Annotated in this window: 22 protein-coding genes; 14 read left to right on the top strand and 8 right to left on the bottom strand. The window is 72.3% G+C overall.

Translation table 11 applies throughout. The features are described from left to right. Window positions 1–29: 29 nt before the first annotated feature. The 8 genes from sufD to V6U90_RS09300 all read left to right on the top strand — a co-directional run bounded on the left by sufD (window position 30) and on the right by V6U90_RS09300 (window position 6,062). Complete coding sequence (gene sufD / locus V6U90_RS09265) at window positions 30–1,175, top strand: Fe-S cluster assembly protein SufD (RefSeq protein ID WP_334433341.1); 1,146 nt, start codon at window positions 30–32, stop codon at window positions 1,173–1,175. Next, the gene (locus tag V6U90_RS09270; RefSeq protein ID WP_334433344.1) at window positions 1,175–1,504 is read left to right on the top strand and encodes a non-heme iron oxygenase ferredoxin subunit; all 330 of its coding nucleotides are present in this window, start codon (window positions 1,175–1,177) and stop codon (window positions 1,502–1,504) included. The genes sufD and V6U90_RS09270 overlap by 1 nt, the downstream gene beginning before the upstream one ends. Next, window positions 1,501–2,274 (top strand): Fe-S cluster assembly ATPase SufC, encoded by a 774-nt coding sequence (gene sufC, locus V6U90_RS09275; protein WP_334433346.1) that lies wholly within the window; start codon window positions 1,501–1,503, stop codon window positions 2,272–2,274. The genes V6U90_RS09270 and sufC overlap by 4 nt, the downstream gene beginning before the upstream one ends. 32 nt (window positions 2,275–2,306) lie before the next feature. Further along, complete coding sequence (locus V6U90_RS09280; RefSeq protein WP_334433348.1) at window positions 2,307–3,611, top strand: cysteine desulfurase; 1,305 nt, start codon at window positions 2,307–2,309, stop codon at window positions 3,609–3,611. After that, window positions 3,611–4,084 (top strand): Fe-S cluster assembly sulfur transfer protein SufU, encoded by a 474-nt coding sequence (sufU, locus tag V6U90_RS09285; protein ID WP_334433351.1) that lies wholly within the window; start codon window positions 3,611–3,613, stop codon window positions 4,082–4,084. Before V6U90_RS09280 ends, sufU begins: the two co-directional genes overlap by 1 nt. Further along, window positions 4,081–4,467, top strand: a complete 387-nt coding sequence (locus V6U90_RS09290) for a metal-sulfur cluster assembly factor (RefSeq protein WP_334433353.1) — start codon at window positions 4,081–4,083, stop codon at window positions 4,465–4,467. The genes sufU and V6U90_RS09290 overlap by 4 nt, the downstream gene beginning before the upstream one ends. Window positions 4,468–4,770: 303 nt before the next feature. Continuing rightward, window positions 4,771–5,394 (top strand): LysE/ArgO family amino acid transporter, encoded by a 624-nt coding sequence (locus tag V6U90_RS09295; RefSeq protein WP_334433355.1) that lies wholly within the window; start codon window positions 4,771–4,773, stop codon window positions 5,392–5,394. Between the two features lie 26 nt (window positions 5,395–5,420). Further along, the gene (locus V6U90_RS09300; RefSeq protein WP_334433358.1) at window positions 5,421–6,062 is read left to right on the top strand and encodes an acVLRF1 family peptidyl-tRNA hydrolase; all 642 of its coding nucleotides are present in this window, start codon (window positions 5,421–5,423) and stop codon (window positions 6,060–6,062) included. 64 nt (window positions 6,063–6,126) lie between these two features. On the opposite strand, the gene ypfJ is transcribed toward V6U90_RS09300, so the two are convergent. Beyond that, window positions 6,127–7,044 carry a KPN_02809 family neutral zinc metallopeptidase gene (gene ypfJ / locus V6U90_RS09305; RefSeq protein ID WP_334433360.1) on the bottom strand — a complete coding sequence of 306 codons (918 nt, stop codon included), beginning with the start codon at window positions 7,042–7,044 and terminating at the stop codon, window positions 6,127–6,129. 244 nt (window positions 7,045–7,288) lie between these two features. Between ypfJ and V6U90_RS09310 the strand changes: the two genes are divergently transcribed. Beyond that, a complete protein-coding gene (locus V6U90_RS09310) occupies window positions 7,289–8,893 on the top strand; it encodes an ABC-F family ATP-binding cassette domain-containing protein (protein WP_334433361.1) in 1,605 nt (534 codons plus the stop codon). 205 nt (window positions 8,894–9,098) lie between these two features. On the opposite strand, the gene V6U90_RS09315 is transcribed toward V6U90_RS09310, so the two are convergent. After that, window positions 9,099–9,695 (bottom strand): cadmium resistance transporter, encoded by a 597-nt coding sequence (locus V6U90_RS09315; RefSeq protein ID WP_334433509.1) that lies wholly within the window; start codon window positions 9,693–9,695, stop codon window positions 9,099–9,101. Window positions 9,696–9,901: 206 nt separating this feature from the next. On the opposite strand from V6U90_RS09315, the gene V6U90_RS09320 reads away from it, so the two are divergent. From V6U90_RS09320 to V6U90_RS09330, 3 genes are all read left to right on the top strand, one after another. Further along, window positions 9,902–10,129, top strand: coding sequence for a helix-turn-helix domain-containing protein (locus V6U90_RS09320; RefSeq protein ID WP_007462679.1), 228 nt, complete (start codon window positions 9,902–9,904; stop codon window positions 10,127–10,129). Between the two features lie 46 nt (window positions 10,130–10,175). Next, window positions 10,176–10,940, top strand: coding sequence for an enoyl-CoA hydratase/isomerase family protein (locus tag V6U90_RS09325; protein WP_334433449.1), 765 nt, complete (start codon window positions 10,176–10,178; stop codon window positions 10,938–10,940). A 177-nt stretch (window positions 10,941–11,117) separates the two neighbouring features. Next, a complete protein-coding gene (locus V6U90_RS09330) occupies window positions 11,118–13,103 on the top strand; it encodes an ABC transporter ATP-binding protein (protein WP_334433511.1) in 1,986 nt (661 codons plus the stop codon). Window positions 13,104–13,154: 51 nt separating this feature from the next. Here V6U90_RS09330 and mug read toward each other — a convergent pair whose 3' ends face one another. The 6 genes from mug to V6U90_RS09360 all read right to left on the bottom strand — a co-directional run bounded on the left by mug (window position 13,155) and on the right by V6U90_RS09360 (window position 17,474). Then, window positions 13,155–13,814, bottom strand: a complete 660-nt coding sequence (mug, locus tag V6U90_RS09335; protein WP_334433451.1) for a G/U mismatch-specific DNA glycosylase — start codon at window positions 13,812–13,814, stop codon at window positions 13,155–13,157. Continuing rightward, window positions 13,814–14,575, bottom strand: a complete 762-nt coding sequence (locus tag V6U90_RS09340; protein WP_334433454.1) for an SDR family oxidoreductase — start codon at window positions 14,573–14,575, stop codon at window positions 13,814–13,816. The genes mug and V6U90_RS09340 overlap by 1 nt, the downstream gene beginning before the upstream one ends. A gap of 29 nt (window positions 14,576–14,604) precedes the next feature. After that, window positions 14,605–15,054: a hypothetical protein gene (locus tag V6U90_RS09345; RefSeq protein WP_334433457.1), complete on the bottom strand. Its 450-nt coding sequence runs from the start codon at window positions 15,052–15,054 to the stop codon at window positions 14,605–14,607. Beyond that, complete coding sequence (locus V6U90_RS09350; RefSeq protein ID WP_334433513.1) at window positions 15,051–15,872, bottom strand: DUF692 domain-containing protein; 822 nt, start codon at window positions 15,870–15,872, stop codon at window positions 15,051–15,053. Before V6U90_RS09350 ends, V6U90_RS09345 begins: the two co-directional genes overlap by 4 nt. Further along, on the bottom strand, window positions 15,869–16,780 hold the full coding sequence (locus V6U90_RS09355) for a TIGR04222 domain-containing membrane protein (protein ID WP_334433460.1): 912 nt from the start codon (window positions 16,778–16,780) through the stop codon (window positions 15,869–15,871). The genes V6U90_RS09350 and V6U90_RS09355 overlap by 4 nt, the downstream gene beginning before the upstream one ends. Window positions 16,781–16,901: 121 nt before the next feature. After that, window positions 16,902–17,474 carry a TetR/AcrR family transcriptional regulator gene (locus tag V6U90_RS09360; protein ID WP_334433462.1) on the bottom strand — a complete coding sequence of 191 codons (573 nt, stop codon included), beginning with the start codon at window positions 17,472–17,474 and terminating at the stop codon, window positions 16,902–16,904. Window positions 17,475–17,571: 97 nt separating this feature from the next. Between V6U90_RS09360 and V6U90_RS09365 the strand changes: the two genes are divergently transcribed. Continuing rightward, window positions 17,572–18,456: a carbon-nitrogen hydrolase family protein gene (locus V6U90_RS09365; RefSeq protein ID WP_334433464.1), complete on the top strand. Its 885-nt coding sequence runs from the start codon at window positions 17,572–17,574 to the stop codon at window positions 18,454–18,456. A 114-nt stretch (window positions 18,457–18,570) separates the two neighbouring features. Beyond that, window positions 18,571–19,215, top strand: coding sequence for an HAD family hydrolase (locus V6U90_RS09370; protein ID WP_334433466.1), 645 nt, complete (start codon window positions 18,571–18,573; stop codon window positions 19,213–19,215). Window positions 19,216–19,222: the final 7 nt, after the last annotated feature.

A 19,222-nucleotide genomic window follows, 5' to 3' on the forward strand; every position in this document is an offset into this window, starting at 1 on the left:
GCACCCGCACGACGAAGACCAAGGACGAGATGACTACCCAGGCTTCCGCGCCGCCGCCCAGCACCAAGTCACAGGCGCTCCGCTCGTACGACGTCACCGACTTCCCGACCCTCACCGGGCTGGAGGAAGAGTGGCGTTTCACCCCGCTCAAGCGGCTGCGGGGTCTGGCCGACGGGGCGACGGCCGCCACCGCCACGGTCAACCACGACCATGCGTCGCTGCCGTCGGGCGTGACCGTCGACACGATCGGCCACGACGACCCGCGCATCGGCTCGGTGCTCACCCCGTTCGACCGGGTGAGCGCGCTGGCGTACGGCGGTGCCGACCGGGCACTGCTGGTGTCGGTGACCCCGGAGGCGGTCGTCGCGGAGCCGGCCCTGATCCGGGTGACCGGCACCGGCGCCGAGGGCGTCGCGTTCGGGCACACCTACGTCGAGGTCGGCCGGTTCGCCGAGGCGACCCTGGTGCTGGAGCACACCGGCTCGGTCACCCTGGCCGACAACGTCGAGGTGGCGGTGGCCGACGGGGCGAAGCTGACCCTGGTGACCGTCGCCGACTGGGCGTCCGACGCCGTGCAGGCCCAGCACGTCCGGCTCCGGCTCGGCCGGGACGCCCGGGTGGTGCACGTCCAGGTGACCCTCGGCGGTGACCTGGTCCGGCAGTTCACCAGCGTGGAGTACGCCGGCCGGGGCGGCGAGGCGGAGCTGTACGGGCTCTACTTCGCCGACGCCGGCCAGCACCTGGAGCACCGCCAGCTGGTCGACCACACCGTGCCGGACTGCCGCAGCTACGTCGGTTACCGGGGGGCGTTGCAGGGTGCCAGCGCCCACACCGTCTGGGTCGGTGACGTGCTGATCCAGGCCGCCGCGACCGGCACCGACACGTACGAGATCAACCGGAACCTGCTGCTCACCGACGGCGCCCGGGCCGACTCGGTCCCCAACCTGGAGATCGAGACCGGTGAGGTCGCCGGGGCCGGGCACGCCAGCGCGACCGGCCGTTTCGACGACGAGCAGCTGTTCTACCTGATGGCCCGGGGCATCCCGGCCGACGAGGCGCGCAAGCTGGTGGTCCGGGGCTTCTTCGCCGAGGTGATCAACAAGATCCCGGTCGAGGAACTGCGCGAGCGGCTCGGCGCGGCCATCGAGACCCGACTCATCGAGGCCGGCGCCTGATGATCCGGATCTGCTCCGTGGAGGACCTGCCGAAGGGCTCCGTGCTCAGCGCGGATGTCGACGGCACCCCGATCGCGGTGGTGCACGGCGGGGACGACCAGTTCTACGCCGTGTACGACCAGTGCTCGCACGCCGCCGTGGCGCTGTCCGAGGGCGAGGTGGAGGGGTGCACGCTGGAATGCTGGCTGCACGGATCCCGTTTCGACCTACGTACCGGCCAGCCGACCGGGCTGCCCGCCACCGAACCCGTTCCCGTCTACCCCGTCGAGATCCGCGACGGCGCCGTCTACGTCAGCCTGACGCCGAGTAATGGAGTGAACCCGTCATGAGCACCCTGGAGATCCGCAACCTGCAGGCTTCGGTGAAGCTGCCCGAGGGGGAGCTCAAGCCGATCCTGGCCGGGGTCGACCTGACCGTCCGGTCCGGGGAGACGCACGCCATCATGGGCCCGAACGGCTCCGGCAAGTCCACCCTGGCCTACTCCATCGCCGGCCACCCGAAGTACGAGATCACCGGTGGTTCGGTGACCCTCGACGGCGAGGACGTGCTGGCCATGTCCGTCGACGAGCGGGCCCGCGCCGGCCTCTTCCTGGCCATGCAGTACCCGGTCGAGGTGCCGGGTGTCTCGGTGGCCAACTTCCTGCGCACCGCCAAGACCGCGATCGACGGGCAGGCGCCCAAGCTGCGTACCTGGGCCGGTGAGCTGCGCGGCGCGATGGAGAAGCTCCAGATGGACCCGTCGTTCGCCCAGCGCAACGTCAACGAGGGCTTCTCCGGTGGTGAGAAGAAGCGGCACGAGATCGTGCAGCTGGAGCTGCTCAAGCCCAAGGTGGCCATCCTCGACGAGACCGACTCCGGCCTCGACATCGACGCGCTGCGCGTGGTCAGCGAGGGCGTCAACCGGGTCCGCGACAACGGTGACACCGGCCTGCTGCTGATCACCCACTACACCCGCATCCTCCGGTACATCAAGCCGGACTTCGTGCACGTCTTCGTCGGCGGCCGGATCGTCGAGGAGGGCGGCCCGGAGCTGGCCGAGAAGCTGGAGGCCGAGGGGTACGAGCGGTACGTGGCCGGGGCCGGTACGGCGCGGGCCTGATCTCGGGTAAGACGGAAGGAGGTGCTGTCGAGATGACCACCATCGCGATCCCGGCGGGTATGCCACAGTACGACGACATGCCCCGCTTCGATGTCGAGCGGGTGCGTGCGGACTTCCCGATCCTGGGCCGGGAGGTGAACGGCCATCCGCTGGTCTACCTCGACAGCGCCAACACCTCGCACAAGCCCCGACAGGTGCTGGACGTGCTGGCCGGGCACTACGCGCAGCACAACGCCAACGTGTCCCGCTCGGTGCACACCCTGGGCACCGAGGCGACCGAGGCGTACGAGGGCGCGCGGGCGAAGATCGCCACGTTCATCAACGCGCCGGGCGTCGACGAGGTGGTGTTCACCAAGAACTCCACCGAGGCGATCAACCTGGTGGCGTACGCCTTCTCCAACGCCTCGCTGCGCGCGGACGCCGACCCCCGGTTCCGGCTCGGCCCCGGTGACGAGGTGGTGATCTCCGAGATGGAGCACCACTCGAACATCGTCCCCTGGCAGCTGCTCTGCGAGCGGACCGGCGCGACCCTGCGCTGGTTCAACGTCACGGAGAACGGCCGGCTCGACGAGTCGAACCTCGACGAACTGGTCAACGAGCGGACGAAGATCGTCTCGCTGGTGCACATGTCCAACATCCTCGGCACGGTCAACGCCACCTCGCGGATCACCGCGCGGGTCCGGGAGGTCGGGGCGCTGCTGCTGCTGGACTGCTCGCAGTCGGTGCCGCACCTGCCGGTGGACGTCGTCGACCTGGATGCGGACTTCATCGTCTTCACCGGGCACAAGATGTGCGGGCCGACCGGCATCGGGGTGCTCTGGGGCCGGGCCGAACTGCTGGCGGCGATGCCGCCGGTGTTCGGCGGCGGCTCGATGATCGAGACGGTGACCATGCAGCGGTCCACGTTCGCCGCGCCGCCGGCCCGGTTCGAGGCCGGCACCCCGCCGATCGCCGAGGCGGTGGCGCTCGGCGCGGCGGTGGACTACCTCACCGGGATCGGCATGAAGGCCGTCCAGTGGCACGAGAAGGAGATCACCGCGTACGCGCTGGACGCGTTGGCCTCCGTGCCGGATCTGCGGATCTTCGGCCCGACGGTACCGGTCGGACGGGGTGGCACCATCTCCTTCGCGCTCGGTGACATCCACCCGCACGACGTCGGCCAGGTGCTCGACGCCCTGGGGGTGCAGGTGAGGGTGGGGCACCACTGTGCCCGACCGGTCTGCGTGCGCTACGGCGTACCGGCGACGACCCGGGCCTCGTTCTACCTCTACACCACCACGGCGGAGATCGACGCCCTGGTGCGTGGCCTGGAGCAGGTGCGGAAGGTGTTCAGCTGATGCAGCTCGAAGGTCTCTACCAGGACATCATCCTGGATCACTACAAGCACCCGCAGGGGCGTGGCCTGCGCGACTGCACCGACCCGGGGGCCAGGGTGGCGGAGGCGCACCACGTCAACCCGACCTGTGGTGACGAGGTGACCGTCCGGGTCGCCACCGACGGGTCGGTGCTGACCGACGTCTCGTACGACGGGATGGGCTGCTCGATCAGCCAGGCCTCGGCGAGCGTGCTGCACGAGCTACTGCACGGGCGGGCGGTCCCGGACGCGTTCGGGGTGCACGAGGCGTTCGTGGAGTTGATGTCCGGCCGTGGTCAGGTCACGCCGGACGAGGACGTACTGGGTGACGGGGTGGCGTTCGCGGGTGTGGCCCGCTACCCCGCCCGGGTGAAGTGTGCGCTGTTGCCGTGGATGGCGTTCAAGGACGCCGCGGCACGCGCCGGGGTGGGCGCGAGCCCGGAGGTGAAGGCATGAGTAGCGAAGAGACCGCGACTGCGGCGGAGCCGTCGGCGGTGCCGGCCGGTGCGGGCGGCAGGGCCGCCGTCGCCGACGTCGAGGAGGCGATGAAGGACGTCGTCGATCCGGAGCTGGGCATCAACGTGGTCGACCTCGGCCTGGTGTACGGCGTGCACGTCGACGACGACAACGTCGCCACCCTGGACATGACGCTCACCTCGGCAGCCTGTCCGCTGACCGACGTGATCGAGGACCAGACCCGGCAGGCGTTGACCACCGGGCCCGGTGGTGGCCTGGTCCAGGACTTCCGGATCAACTGGGTCTGGCTGCCGCCATGGGGCCCCGACAAGATCACCGACGAGGGTCGTGACCAGTTGCGTGCCCTCGGTTTCAACGTCTGACCGGTCGTACCGGCCGACGGGACGCGATCGTCCCGATGAGCGTGATACCGGTGAGGCATTTTTATGCCTCACCGGTATCACGCTCGTTGTCCTTTCCGCCTCCTCCGGCGCGTGACCGCCCACTCCGGTTCCGCGACGGATCCCGGGTAGTGGATAACCGGTCGCGCCGGCCTCCCCGATAGAGCACGATGGCCCGATGATCGAGAAGCCCCCGTATCCCGTCGTCCCTGTCGCCGTGGCCACCGCCACGGGCCGACAGCGGACGACCGGGGGCCGTGCCTCGACACTCCGCCACCGACCGTCGTGACCGGCGCCTTCGTCGCCGGCCTGCTCGCCGGCTACGGGGTGGCGATCCCGGTCGGCGCGATCGCCGTGCTCATCCTCGGGCTCAGCGCCCGTACCTCGTTCCGGGTCGGTGCCGCCGCCGCGCTCGCGGTGGCCACCGCCGATGGTCTCTACGCCATGGTGGCCGTGCTCGGCGGGGCAGTCCTCGCCGATCTCATCACCCCGGTGGCCGGCCCGCTGCGCGTCCTCGCCGCAGTGGTGCTGCTCGGCATCGCCGGCCACGGTGCCTGGCGGGCACTCCGGCGCCGGTCGTCCGCCGCGCCGGGCCGTACCGGTGCCGGGCTGACCACCCCGTGGCGGGCGTTCGCCGGGGTACTGGCGCTGACCCTGCTCAACCCGGCCACGGTGCTCTACTTCACGGCCCTCATCCTCGGTCGCCCGGACACCGGTCCGGACCTGCTGGCCGGTGGGCTCTTCGTCGCGGGGGCCTTCCTCGCCTCGGCGAGCTGGCAGCTGCTCATCGCGGGCGGTGGCAGCCTCGTCGGCCGGGTGCTGACCGGTCCGCGCGGCCGGTTGACCACCGCCCTGCTCTCCAGCGCCCTGATCACCGCGCTGGCGGTCGTCATGCTGCTGCCCGACTGAGCACCGGCGTGCCGTACGGTCGCCCCATGACCAGTCGACCCGCTGCCGGTGGTGGTCGCTGGGTGGATGTCGACCCGGCCCGCGTCCCGCGCTGGGTCGACGGCTTCGCCGAACGGCACGGCACCCCGGTCACCACCACCGTCGAGGAGTACGGCCTGCGGCTCGCTGCCCCGGACGGCGCCACCGCCGAGCTGCACACCCCGCCCGGTGCCCCGCCGGCCGGTGACGTCCCCGGGTTCGTCGCCGCCGCTGCGGCGCCGCGCCGGATCGGGCTGCTGCTCGCCCGTAAGGGCGCGGTGGCGGTCGGGGTGGCCGACGGCACCGAGCTGGTCGCCTCGAAGGTCGACACCCGGTACGTGCAGGGCCGCACCGCCGCCGGTGGCTGGTCGCAGCAGCGGTTCGCCCGGCGTCGGGACAACCAGGCCAGGGCGGCCCTGGGCGATGCCGCCGAGCTGGCCGTCCGGCTGCTGCTGCCCGAGACGTCGTCGCTGGCCACCCTGGTGACCGGCGGCGACCGGCGGGCGATCGACACGGTACTCGCCGACCGGCGGCTCGCCCCGCTGGCCGCGCTCCGGGCCGACCGGCTGCTCGACGTGCCGGAGCCCCGGCACGCGGTACTGGTCGACGCGATCGCCGCCGCCCGCGCCGTCCGCATCCTGGTCCGGTAAGGAAGGGCCCCTTCCTATCGTTTTCGGTATAGGAAGGGGCCCCTGTTAACACCTGGGAACGCGGTCAGCTCCCGCTGCCGAAGGTGTCGCAGGACTTCGGGTCGCCGGTCTGGTACCCCCGGGTGAACCACTCCTTGCGCTGCTCCGATGTGCCGTGGGTGAACTCGTCGGGGTTGACCGGGCGGCCGGAGCGCTGCTGGATGGCGTCGTCGCCGATCTTCTCGGCAGTGTCGATCGCCTGGGAGATGTCCTGCTCGCTGATGCTCGTGAAGATCCGCTGTCCCTGTGCGTCGGCGGTACCGGTGGCGTTCTTGGCCCAGGCACCGGCGTAGCAGTCGGCCTGCAACTCCAGCTTGACCGACAGGGCGTTCGCGTCGCCCGGGTCCCGCTGCTGCTGGCGGCGCATCTGCGCCTCGGTGCCGAGCAGGTCCTGCACGTGGTGGCCGTACTCGTGGGCCAGCACGTACGGCTGGGCGAACTCGCCCTCGGCGCCGAGCTGGTCGGCGAGGACCCGGTAGAAGGTGAGATCGATGTACACCTGGTCGTCGGCGGGGCAGTAGAACGGCCCGACGCCGGAGTCGGCCTGCCCGCAGCCGGTGCTCACCCCCTGGCTGAAGAAGATGGTCTTCGACGGGGTGTACCGCTCGCCGAACGCCTCCGGCAGGGCCCGCTGCCAGTACGCCTGGATCGAGTTGACGTAGAGGGTGTTGCGGCAGTCGAGCTGCTGGAGCGCGTCGTCCGCCGCGCACTTCTGCTCCAGTGCGGTGTTGTCGCCGGCCTCGCCGCCGTCGCCGCTCATCGCGTTCAGCCCGAAGCCGCCGCCGACCAGTGCCACCAGGACGGCGATGATGATGCCGACCAGTCCGCCGCGCCCGCCCCCGCCGGCCGGGATGGGGATGGGGATGCCCCCGCCGCCGCCACCGGACCCGCGTCGGTCCTCGACCTGACTGGTGTCGATTCGCGCGTTCTCGTTCAGCTCCATCGTGACCCCGATCGCGTGGTGATCCGGTTTCCAGGTGTGTGGGTTGCCGGACGGATCCGGACCTGAATCCGGTACCCGATGATCTTGGTCGGTAATCCGGCGGGGTGTTCCACACCGCCCGGTACAATCGATCCGTGCTGCGCTGCGAAGGCTGAACCGCCCCGCGCCGACGGGTTTATTCCCGCCGGCGCTTTCGCGTGCCCTGAGTCAGCCCTTCCAGACCCCCGAGAGCGAGTCCGCACAAATGATCACTGCCACTGGCCTGGAGTTGCGTGCCGGCGCCCGGATCCTGCTGTCCGACACCACGCTGCGCGTACAACCCGGCGACCGGATCGGCCTGGTCGGCCGCAACGGCGCCGGTAAGACCACCACGCTGAAGGTGCTGGCCGGTGAGGGGCAGCCCTACGCCGGTGAGATCGACCGGCGCAGCGCGATCGGCTACCTGCCCCAGGACCCGCGTACCGGCGACCTGGAGGTCACCGGTCGGGACCGGGTGCTATCCGCCCGTGGCCTCGACGTGCTGATGGCGCAGATGAAGGAGATCGAGGCCAAGCTGGCCGAGGGGGTCGACGACCGGCTGGTCCGGCGGTACGGCGCCCTGGAGGACCAGTTCGCCTCGCTCGGCGGGTACGCCGCCGAAGCCGAGGCGGCCCGGATCTGCGCCAACCTCGGGCTGCCGGACCGGGCGCTCGCCCAGACCATCGGCACCCTCTCCGGCGGCCAGCGCCGCCGCATCGAACTGGCCCGGATCCTGTTCCGCGACGCCGGCGAAAACGGCGGCGGCATCCTGCTGCTCGACGAGCCGACCAACCACCTGGACGCCGACTCGATCACCTGGCTGCGCGGCTTCCTGGCCAACCACAAGGGCGGGCTGATCGTGATCAGTCACGACTCCTCGCTGCTGGAGGCGGTGGTCAACAAGGTCTGGTTCCTGGACGCCACCCGCTCGGTGGTCGACGTCTACAACCTCGGCTGGAAGGCGTACCAGGAACAGCGCGAGACCGACGAGCGGCGTCGCCGCCGGGAGCGGGCCAACGCCGAGAAGAAAGCCGGTGCCCTGATGGCGCAGGCCGACAAGATGCGGGCCAAGGCCACCAAGACGGTCGCCGCGCAGAACATGGCCCGCCGGGCCGAGAAGCTCATCTCCGGGCTGGAGGAGGTCCGGGTCGCCGACAAGGTGGCCAAGGTCCGGTTCCCCAGTCCGACACCGTGCGGCAAGACCCCGCTCACCGCCGTCGGTCTCTCCAAGTCGTACGGTTCGTTGGAGATCTTCACCGACGTCAACGTGGCCGTCGACCGGGGTTCCCGGGTGGCCATCCTGGGTCTCAACGGTGCCGGTAAGACCACCCTGCTGCGGATGCTCGGCGGCCTGCTGGAGCCGGACACCGGTGAGGTCCGACCGGGTCACGGGCTGCGGCTGGGCTACTACGCCCAGGAGCACGAGACGCTGGACGTGGAGCGGACCGTGCTCGACCACATGCGCAGCGCCGCCTTCGAGCAGTCCGACACCGACCTGCGCAAGATCCTCGGCGCCTTCCTCTTCTCCGGTGACGACGTGGACAAGCCGGCCGGGGTGCTCTCCGGTGGCGAGAAGACCCGGCTGGCGCTGGCCACCCTGGTCTGTTCCGGTGCCAACGTGCTGTTGCTGGACGAGCCGACCAACAACCTGGACCCGGTCAGCCGGGAGCAGGTGCTCGACGCGATCGCCCGGTATCCCGGGGCGATCGTGCTGGTCACGCACGATCCGGGGGCGGTGCTGGCGCTCAAGCCGGACCGGGCGATCCTGCTGCCCGACGGCGACGAGGACGCCTGGAGCGACGACCTGCTCGAACTGGTCGAGTTGGCCTGACGCCCGGGCCGGGCCACCGGCAACCGGCACCGGCGGTCGCAGGGGCGCGGTCAGGGCAGCCCTGACGGCCGGGAGGGCAGGACCAGGGGCGCGGCAGGGCAGTCCCGGTGGCCGGGTAGGCCAGGGACCGGGTGCCGGTGGGGCAGTCCTGGTGGACCGGGCAGGCCGTGATCGGGGTACCGGCAGGGCATCCCGTCCCACCGGCTCAGCCGGCCAACTCCAGCAGCCTCGCCGGTACGCCGGAGCTGATCAGGATCACCAGGCCGATCATGATGAACACCGCCGGTACCAGCCAGCGCCCGGCCCGCTCCACCAGGCGTACCACCCGGGGGTGGCCGCCCAGCCAGGCGGCCGCCGCGCACCAGAGCGCGACCAGTACGACGAAGACCAGCAGGAACACCCCGGTCTGGGTGGGGCCGAGCGCCCGGAACACCGGCACGTAGACCGCGATGTTGTCGGCGCCGTTGGCGATGGTCACGCCGGCCACGCCCAGGGTGCCCCCGACCACCTCGGGTGTCTCGTCGTCGTCCCCGCTGAGCAGGGCGCGTACCCCGAGCCCGATCGGCAGCAGGCCGAGCAACCCGGTCCACGGGTCGGGTACGACCAGCAGCCCGGCCGCCACCACGGCGCTCGCCGCGACCAGGGCGCCGATGCCGAGGTACTGCCCCGCGACGATCTGCCCGGGGCGGGGGCGCCCGCCCCGACGGGCCGCGACGAAGAGCACGGTCAGCACGATGATGTCGTCGATGTCGGTGCCGGCGAAGATGACGGCCGCGCCGGCCGCCGTGCTGAGGAGGTCCATCACCGGCGCAGGGTACGGCCCTGGTTCGATGGCCCGTCAGCGGGGCGATTCGCGCCATTAGTCGGTCTCATCGTCACGCTATCCGGAAGCTGACAATGCTGTGCGTGTCGGTTGGCGAAGAGTTGATATCTAGCGCATGATCGTCCGAGGCGGTCTAATAGGTGGGACCGTATCGAACCGCACAGTCTGGGACGTGAGGAATCAACATGGCAGCCACCGGCACAGCCACCAGCACTGAGAAGGGTCGCCGGATCGTCGGGGCCGAGCGGCAGACGCTCGCCAAGGACCTGGTCAAGCGGTACACCTCCGGGGAGAGCATCCGTGCTCTCGCGGCCTCTACCGGCCGTTCCTACGGATTCATCCACCGCGTGCTTACCGAGTCCGGCGTGCAACTGCGTCAGCGCGGCGGAGCCCGCCGGCGCAAGAAGGCGTGACCCGCCCACATGTCTGGTCCGGGCCGCTCCCGCGTCGGGGGTTCTGATGACCTCCGACGCCGGCGTCCGGCTGGAATGCGAAGGGCCGGTTGCGACGGTCACGTTGTGCCGGCCCGACGTCCTCAACGCGCAGACCCCCACCATGTGGCGGGCGCTGCACGACTTCTCCCGGGACCTGCCCGGTGACGTCCGGGTCGTGGTCGTCCGGGGTGAGGGCCGGTCCTTCTCCGCCGGGCTCGACCTGTCCGTCGTACGGGGCACGGGAGAGGGCTCGATCGCGGCGTTGACCGCGCTCACCCCGCAGGAGTGCGCGGACCGGATCGCCGGGTTCCAGGCCGGGTTCACCTGGCTGCACCGCCCGGACATCATCTCGGTCGCCGCCGTGCAGGGGCACGCCATCGGTGCCGGCTTCCAGTTGGCGCTCGCCTGCGACCTGCGGGTACTCGCCGAAGACGCCCGGCTGTCCATGGCCGAGGTCACCCTCGGTCTGGTGCCCGACCTGGCCGGTACCAAACGGCTGGTGGAGCTGGTCGGCTACGCCCGGGCCCTGGAGATCTGCGCCACCGGCCGACGGCTGGACGCGGTCGAGGCCCAGCGTCTGGGCCTGGCCACCGTGGTCGTGCCCGCCGCCGAGCTGGACCCGGCGGTCGCCGATCTCGTGGCGGCGCTGCTCGCCGGCCCCCGGGACGCGGTGGTCGAGATCAAGGCCCTGCTCGCCGGGGCCGCCGGGCGGTCCCATGCCGAGCAGCAACGGGCCGAGCGGGAGGCACAGACCCGACGCCTGCGTGATCTGGCGGGCGTCGGCGAGTAGTGCGCGGGGGCGGGCCGGAAATTCGTCCGACCGGCGTGGATGTCGGCTGCCGTCGCCCGGGTAACAGTAAGGACCGTTCGGGAAGATCCGGGTTACTTCTGAGGTTGTCGCAGCCGTCGGGAGAATAGGACCCGACGACCTGCGATCCAGACCCGGAGGTGACGAGTGTCCCATCCGATGCCCGGTGGTGGCGGCATGGGCGGCTGGAGCATGCTCCGGGCCATGCGGGACTCCGACGAGGTGGCCGGTCACCGGCTGAGCCGGGGGACCGCCGGCCGGATCGTCGCCTTCGCCCGGCCGTACCGACGTGACATCGTGGTCTTCCTGGTCACCGTGGTGTTCGCCGCCGCCATCGGGGTGGCCACCCCGGTCCTGGCCGGTGACGTGATCAACACGATCACCCGGGGCGGCCCGTCAGCCGACAGCACCATCGTCCGGCTGGCGCTGTTCATCGCCGGACTGGCCGTGGTCGACGCCCTGCTCTCGCTGGCCCAGCGGTGGTACTCGGCCCGCATCGGCGAGGGCATCATCCTCGACCTGCGCACCCAGGTCTACGACCACGTCCAGCGGATGCCGTTGCAGTTCTTCACCCGGACCCAGACCGGCGCGCTGGTCAGCCGGCTCAACAACGACGTGCTCGGCGCCCAGCGGGCGTTCACCTCGACCCTCTCCGGGGTGGTCAGCAACGTCATCCAGCTCGTGCTCACCGCCGGGGTCATGCTCACCCTCTCCTGGCAGATCACCCTGCTGTCCCTGGTGATGCTGCCGGTCTTCGTCATCCCGGCCCGCCGGGTCGGCAAGCGGCTCGCCGAGATCACCAAGGAGTCGTACGACCTCGGTGCCAAGATGCACGCGACCATGACCGAGCGGTTCGGGGTGGCCGGTGCGCTGCTGGTCAAGCTCTTCGGCCAGCCGGAGGTCGAGGCGAAGCGGTTCGCCCAGCGGGCCGAGCGGGTTCGGGACATCGGCATCCAGTCGGCGATGTACTCCCGGACCTTCTTCGTGGCGATGCTGCTGGTCGCCTCGTTGGCCCAGGCACTCACCTACGGCCTCGGTGGCTGGCTCGCGGTCACCGGCGCGGTCAGCGCCGGCACCGTGGTCACCCTGGCCCTGCTGCTCACCCGCCTCTACGGCCCGTTGACCGCGCTGTCCAACGTCCGGGTCGACGTGATGAGCGCGCTGGTCTCCTTCGACCGGGTGTTCGAGGTGCTCGACCTCACCCCGGGCATCACCGAGCGGCCGGACGCGGTGACCATCCCGCGCGGTGACGGCCGGCTGGAGTTCCGCGACGTGCACTTCCGCTACCCGTCGGCGGCCGAGGTCTCCCTCGCCTCGCTGGAGGATGTCGCCACGCTGGACCGGACGCTCTCCGAGCCGGTGCTGCGCGGGGTGTCCTTCGCTGTCGAGCCGGGGCGGATGGTGGCCCTGGTCGGGCCGTCCGGTGCCGGCAAGTCCACCACCTCCATGCTGGTCAGCCGGATCTACGACGTCACCGACGGGCAGGTCCTCGTCGGCGGGGTGGACGTCCGGGACGCGACGCTGGCGTCGCTGCGCGACGAGATCGGCGTGGTCACCCAGGACTCCCACCTGTTCCACGAGACCATCGCGGAGAACCTGCGGTACGCCAAACCCGACGCCACCGACGATGAGATCTGGGCGGCGTTGGCCGGTGCCCAGGTCGACGGGTTGGTCCGGGCCCTGCCCGACGGGCTGGAGACGGTGGTCGGCGAGCGGGGCTACCGGTTCTCCGGTGGGGAGAAGCAGCGTCTCGCGATCGCCCGGCTGCTGCTCAAGGCGCCGTCGATCGTCATTCTCGACGAGGCAACGGCCCACCTGGACTCCGAGTCGGAGGCGGCGGTGCAGCGGGCCTTGGCGGTGGCGCTGACCGGCCGGACCGCGCTGGTGATCGCGCACCGACTCTCCACCGTGCGGGACGCCGACCAGATCCTGGTGCTCGACGATGGTCGCATCGTCGAGCGGGGCCGGCACGAGGAACTGGTCGCGGTGGGCGGGCTCTATGCCGAGCTGTACCGCACCCAGTTCGCGGTCGCCGACTCGCCCCGCCCCTTCCTCGACGCGACCGGCCCCGACCCGGTCCCCGGTCTGCCGTTACGGGAGTACGTCACCGACGGCGCTCCACCGCCCGCGCCCTCGCCGAACTGATCCCCGCCGCAGCCGGCCCGGCCGGCTGCGGCGGTGCGGCCCCCGGTGCGGTCACTCCGGTGCCGTCGCGGCGGCCCTCAGCTCCGCAAAGGCAGCGCCCAGCGTCTCAGCCGTGTAGTGGGCGTTCAGGCCACTCGGGTTGGGCAGCACCCAGAGCCGGGCGCCACCGAGGGTTTCCGGTTGCGGGCCGAAAACCGCCCGGGGCCGCCCGAAGCCGGTCCGGTAGGCGGTGATGCCGGCGATCGCCACCCACCGTGGCCGGTACCGCTCGGCCTTGGCGACCAGGATCGCCGCGCCGCTGACCAGCTCCTCCGTGCTCAGCTCGTCGGCCCGGGCGGTGGTCCGGGCCACCAGGTTGGTGATGCCCACCCCGTACCGGGGAAGTTCGTCCTGCTCGCTCGGGTGCAGCTGGCGGGGGGTGAAACCGCCCCGGTGCAGCGCCGGCCAAAACCGGTTGCCGGGGCGGGCGAAGTGCCAGCCGGTGGCGCCAGAGTAGAGGCCGGGGTTGATCCCGGCGAAGAGTACGGACAGGCCGGGGGCGATGACGTCCGGGATGGTGCGGTCGACCGCCGCGCGCAACTGCGCCGGGGTCGGTCGGGCGAAGGTGGGCCCGGACGGACCGGTCGACCCGGACCGCGCCCCGCCTGCGCCCGCCGACCCGGCCGCGCCGGCGCCCTGGCGTGCCGTCCCGCCACCCGGGTCGTCGGCCATCACAGCCCCCGCAGCGCGCCGCCGTCCACCGGGACGGTCACCCCGGTCAGGTAGCTCGCGGCGGGGGAGAGGACGAACGCGGCGACCCGGCCGAACTCGGCCGGCTCGGCGATCCGGCGCAGCGGTATCCCCGCCTCCGCCTCGGCCCGGGCCCGCTCCGGGTCGCCACTGGCGGCGAAGAGTTCCCGGTTCCGGTCCGTCATGATCCGCCCCGGCAGTAGCCCCACCAGCCGGACGCCCCGGGGGCCGTACTCGTCGGCCATGTCCTTGGCCACCCCGGCGAGACCGGGGCGCAACCCGTTGGAGATGCCGAGACCGCCGATCGGGGTCCGGACCGAGGTGGAGAGCACCAGCGCGATCGCCCCGCCCGCCGGCAGTTCGGCGGCGATGGTCCGGGCGGTACGCACGGTGCCGAGGAAGACGGTTTCGAAGGCGTGCCGCCACTGCTCGTCGGTGGCGGCCGACGCGCTACCCGGCGGGGGACCGCCGACCGAGATGAGCGCCCCGTCCAGCCGGCCGAAGCTGGCCCGGGCGGTCTCCACCAGCCGTTGTGGGGTGGCCGGGTCGGCCAGGTCGGCGCCGATGGCCACCGCGTGCTCCGGTCCGCCGAGCTGCTCGGCGGCGGCTGCGGCCCGCGCCCCGTCCCGGGCGGAGAGCACCACCCGCGCGCCGTCGGCGACCAGGCACTCGGCGGTGGCGAATCCGAGCCCCCGGGACGCCCCGGTCAGCACGTACACCCGGTCGGTCAGTCCGAGATCCATGCCGGTGATCCTGCCGTATCCGCCAGGGGTCAGCGATTCCGGGCCGGGCGCAACAGGCGTACCCGACCGGCGACCTGGACGGCGACGGCGCCACCGGCCCGGACCAGTGCCGGACACCGACGTGGCCGGGGTGGGTCGACGCCGTCGTACCGGGCGGTGGCCTCCCGGACGGCGAGCTCATCGGCACCGAGCAGCGGCAGCGTCCCCTGGTCGCGCAGCGTGCGGGCCAGGTCCCAGCCGTCGCGCAGGCCGCCTCCGGTGGGTCGGCCGGCCGCCCAGTCGAGGAAGACCCCCGGCCACCGGGTGCCCAGCCCGGCGGCGAGCAACGGCCAGTGCCGGGCCACCTCGCCGGCCCGTTTGCGCAGCAACGCGACCCGCGCCACCCCGACCAGCCGGACATCGAAACCATCGGGTACGTCGGCACCGGCGACCAGCGCGGCGACCAGGGCTGCCTGCCGGGCGGCGAGATCCCCGCTCACGTGACCGTGGGGTAGCCGGAGGCGGCGGCCATGGCGTCCAGCTCGGCGCGGAGTTCCGGCGCCGGCGGGTACGCCCCGTCGCGTTCCAGCAGCAGCGCCGGTGGGCGGTGCCGGGCGCACAGCTCCCGGATCAGGTCGAGGACCGCTGCGGGGACCGGATGGGTGTGCGTGTCGTGGTAGACGCCGTCGTGTTCGGTGCCACCGGCCACGTGGACGTACCCGACCCGCTCCAGCGGCAGCCGGTCCAGCAGCGCGGTCGGGTCGGTGCCCCGGTTGCGGGCGTTGGCGTACACGTTGGCCACGTCGAGCAGGAGCAGCGCGTCGGTACGGTCCAGGATCTCGGTGAGGAAGTCCGCCTCGTCCAGTTCGTCGTCCGGCCAGTCGAAGAGCGCGGCGATCGGCTCCAGCGCGATCGGTACCGACAGCTCCGCCTGTACCCGCCGGACGTTGGCGACCACCGCGTCGACCGCCTCCCGGCTGCGGGGCAGCGGCAGCAGGTGACCGGCCTCCAGCCCTCCGGCCCGGACGAAGGCGATGTGCTCACTGACCAGCGGTGCGTCGAGCTGCTCGGCGACGGCGGCGAACCGCGTGACCCGGGCCGGTTCGACCGGTTCCGCGCCGCCGAGGGAGAGCCGTACGCCGTGCGGCACGACGGTGACGCCCCGGTCCCGCAGCCCGGCCAGGCCGGTGGGGAGCGGACCGGTCGGCGGCACCGACTCGGCGATCACCTCGACGAAGCGCAGGCCGGGCAGGTCGGCGAAGAAGCCGGATATCTCCGGTCGCCAGCCGATGCCCACCCCGTACGCCTCGGGGATCATCCCCCGCACCCGCCGCACCCGCCGCCGCAGCCGCCACCACCACCGCAGGAACTGCCACCGCCATCCCCGCCGCCGCTGTCCCCGCCACCGCCGCTGCTGCCGCTGCTTCCGGCGGCCTGCCGCTGGATCTCGGCCTCGGCCGCGAAGCCGGGGTCCAGTGCCCAGAGCGTGGCGGCACCGAAGAGCGCCACACCCATCGCGGCCCCGGCGGCGCCGTACGACGAGTAGGCCGGGGCCGTGGACGGGGCGAGATGGGCGTACCGGCTGCGTAGGTTCCGCAGGGCCGCCCGACCGGCCCGGGTGCTGTACGGCGCGCGCATCTGCACCAGGAAGAAGAAGAACACCGCCACCATGCTGAGCACCAGGAAGCCGATCGGCTTCCCGCCGGCCAGCCCGAAGCCCAGCCGCAGCCCGCCGATCAGCAGCAGGCCGAGCAGGAGCAGCGAGCCGATCCGGGCGGCGGCGCGCTGGCCGGGGCCGAGCGCCATACCCCGCTGTGCCAGCCCGGCCCGGAGCTGGGCCAGCGCGCCGACGACCGCCAGGTCACCGGTCAGGTCACGGGTCCGGACCCGGTTCCCGGCCGCCTGGTAGACGGCCCGGTCCAGCGGGGTCACCCCGGCGGGCAGCGGTCCGGTGACGGCGAGCCGCCGGTCCCGGGTGGCGCCGACGGCCCCGGCGGCGCGCAGCCCACCGAGGGCGGCGTAGAGGGCCGTCCGGGCACCGCCGTTGAGATAGGCGACCTGTTGCGGGCCGAGCTGGTCGGCGTCGCACGCGTTCCGGCCGGCAAAGAGTACCTTCCGCCAGATGAGGGAGACGAAGACGATCAGGGCGGCGGCGCCCAGGTAGAGGGCGAGGAAGGTCGGGCCGGGGATCCCCCAGGTGTCGCCCGGGGCAGTGAGGACGGTCAAGGTGTGCTCCTGTCGCGCGAGGGATCGCGTCCCCATTGTGGAACAGCTACGCCAGCACGTCGATCGGGCCCTACCAGCGGTGGAGCGCTGGGCCGGTCCTGGACGCCGACAGCGGGCGGCCTCACCGGCGCCGCACGGCCTCCTCGACCAGGTCGAGCACCGGGCCGAGGTCACCGGCTGGTCGACCCATGGCCAGGTGCAGCACCAGGCCGTCGTAGGCCAGCTCCAGGAACTGGGCGAGCACGTCGATCGGTACGTCGTCGCGGAGTACCCCGGCGTCGCGTTGCCGGGCCAGCCGGTCCCGGGTGGCGGCGGCGATGGCGGCGGAGCGTTCGGCCCAGCGCCGGGCGAACGCCGGGTCGGTGCGCAGCCGGCGGGACACCTCCAGCTGGCTGCCGAGCCAGCCGGTGGTGTCCGGCGAGACGGCCCGGGCCAGCAGGTCCCGCATCACCTGCACCAGACCGTTGCGGGCGACCGTCTCCACCATGGCGACCGCATCGTCCTCGGCCACCGCGAGGAAGAGCGAGTCCTTGTCGCGGAAATGGTGGAAGATCGCGCCCCGGGACAGTCCGGTCGCCTCCTCCAGCCGGCGTACCGTGGCGCCCTCGTACCCGTGCCGGGCGAAGCAGGCCCGCGCCGCGGCGAGGATCTCCTGGCGGCGGGCGTCGAGCTGGTTCTGGCTTACCCTGGGCACGGGTAGATCGTGGCAGGTGGCGTTGCGCTGTGCAAACCGTACGTACGGCTTGCTCCTGCCCGGGTCGGCCGGACCGTCCCGTCGCTACCATCGCCGGATGACTGTGCTGCCTGACGCCGGTGCGACGCTGCCTGGGCCCACCGTACCGAGCACGCCGCTGCGGGTGGCCGCCGGCCAGGCCGAGCCGGTGCCCGGTGACGTCGCCGGCAATGCGCTCGCCGCAGCCGATCTGGTCCGTCGGGCCGGCACCGCCCGTGCCGTCCTGCTGGTGCTGCCCGAGCTGTTCCTGCCGGCGTACCACCCGCCGACCCTCGCCGACGGCGTGGCCGTGGACGTCGCCGCCGACCCGACCGGCGGGGTCGCGGATGCCCGCCTGGACGTGCTGCGTACCGCGGCCCGGGAGACCGGCGTGGTGACCGTCGTCGGCGCCGCGGTCCGCCACCCGGACGGCCGACGCACCTGCTCCTCGCTGGTCGTCCGGCGGGACGGGCAGGTCGTCGTCGGCTACGACAAGCAGCATCTGTGGGCCGACGAGACCGCCCTGTTCGTCCGCGGTGACCGGGGCGCCACCCTGTCGCTCGACGGCTGGCGGTTCGGTCTCGGCATCTGCTACGACGGCTGCTTCCCCGAGCACGGCCGGGCGGCGGCTGGCGACGGTGCGCACGGCTACCTCTGCCCGAGTGGTTACCTGGTCGGCTCGGAGCACCGCCGTGATCTCTACTATCCGGCCCGCGCGCTGGACAACACCATGTTCGTGATCTTCGCCAACGCGGTGGGCGGCGCCGAGCCGTGGCGGTTCAACGGGGGCGCGGCGATCTACGACCCGCAGGGGCGGGTACTCGCCCGGGGCGCGGACACCGGCGCGGACCTGCTGGTGGCCGACCTCGACCCGGCGGTTCTCGCCGCCACCCGGGCCGCGCACCAGATGCTCGCCGACCGGCTGCCGCACCAGGGCGCGCCCCGACGGGTCGTACCCGCCTGACCGGTCGCTGTTGCCCACCGTTCCCGGACCGCCGCCGTCATCGGCGGACCGACCGGCGGATTCCGGTTACCGTAAGGGCTGTTGTCGATGCCAGGTGTCCCGTAGCCTGCGGCAGTGCCACTGTTGCTCCTCGACCTGGACAACACCCTGCTGGACCGGGCCGGCGCGTTCCGCGCCTGGGGGCAGCGGTTCCTTGCGGAGATAGACGCGCCCCCCGGTGACATCGACTGGCTCCTCTCCGTCGATGCCGACGGGCTGACCGACTGCTGGGACGTCGCCGACGCGGTCCGTAACCGGTACCGGTTACGGATCCCCTCCCTCGACCTGGTCGAGGAGCTGCACGACGGTGTGGTCGCCCAGCTCCGGCTCGATCCGTTGGTGGCCTGTGCGCTGCGGATCGCCCGGGAGGCCGGCTGGACGCCGGTGGTGGTCAGCAACGGTTCGGTGCGCCGGGACGACGAGAAGATCCGGCGGACCGGCCTGGACCGGTACCTGGCCGACTGGATCATCTCGGAGGAGGCCGGGGTCAGTAAGCCCAACCCACGGATCTTCGTACTCGCCGCCCAACGGGTCCGGCTCCCGCTGCGCCGGGCGTGGGTGGTGGGTGACGGGCCGGAGTCCGACATCGGGGGCGCGGCGGCCTCCGGACTGCCCAGTGTCTGGCTGTGCCGGGGGCGGCGTTGGCCGGAGACCCGGTACGCGCCGACGCGTACCGCCGAGGGGTTGATCCCGGCGGTCGCCGCGGTGCTCGCCGGCTGACCCGGCG

It is taken from the genome of Micromonospora sp. CPCC 206060, assembly GCF_036906895.1.
In the GTDB taxonomy this organism is placed as follows: Bacteria; Actinomycetota; Actinomycetes; order Mycobacteriales; family Micromonosporaceae; genus Micromonospora.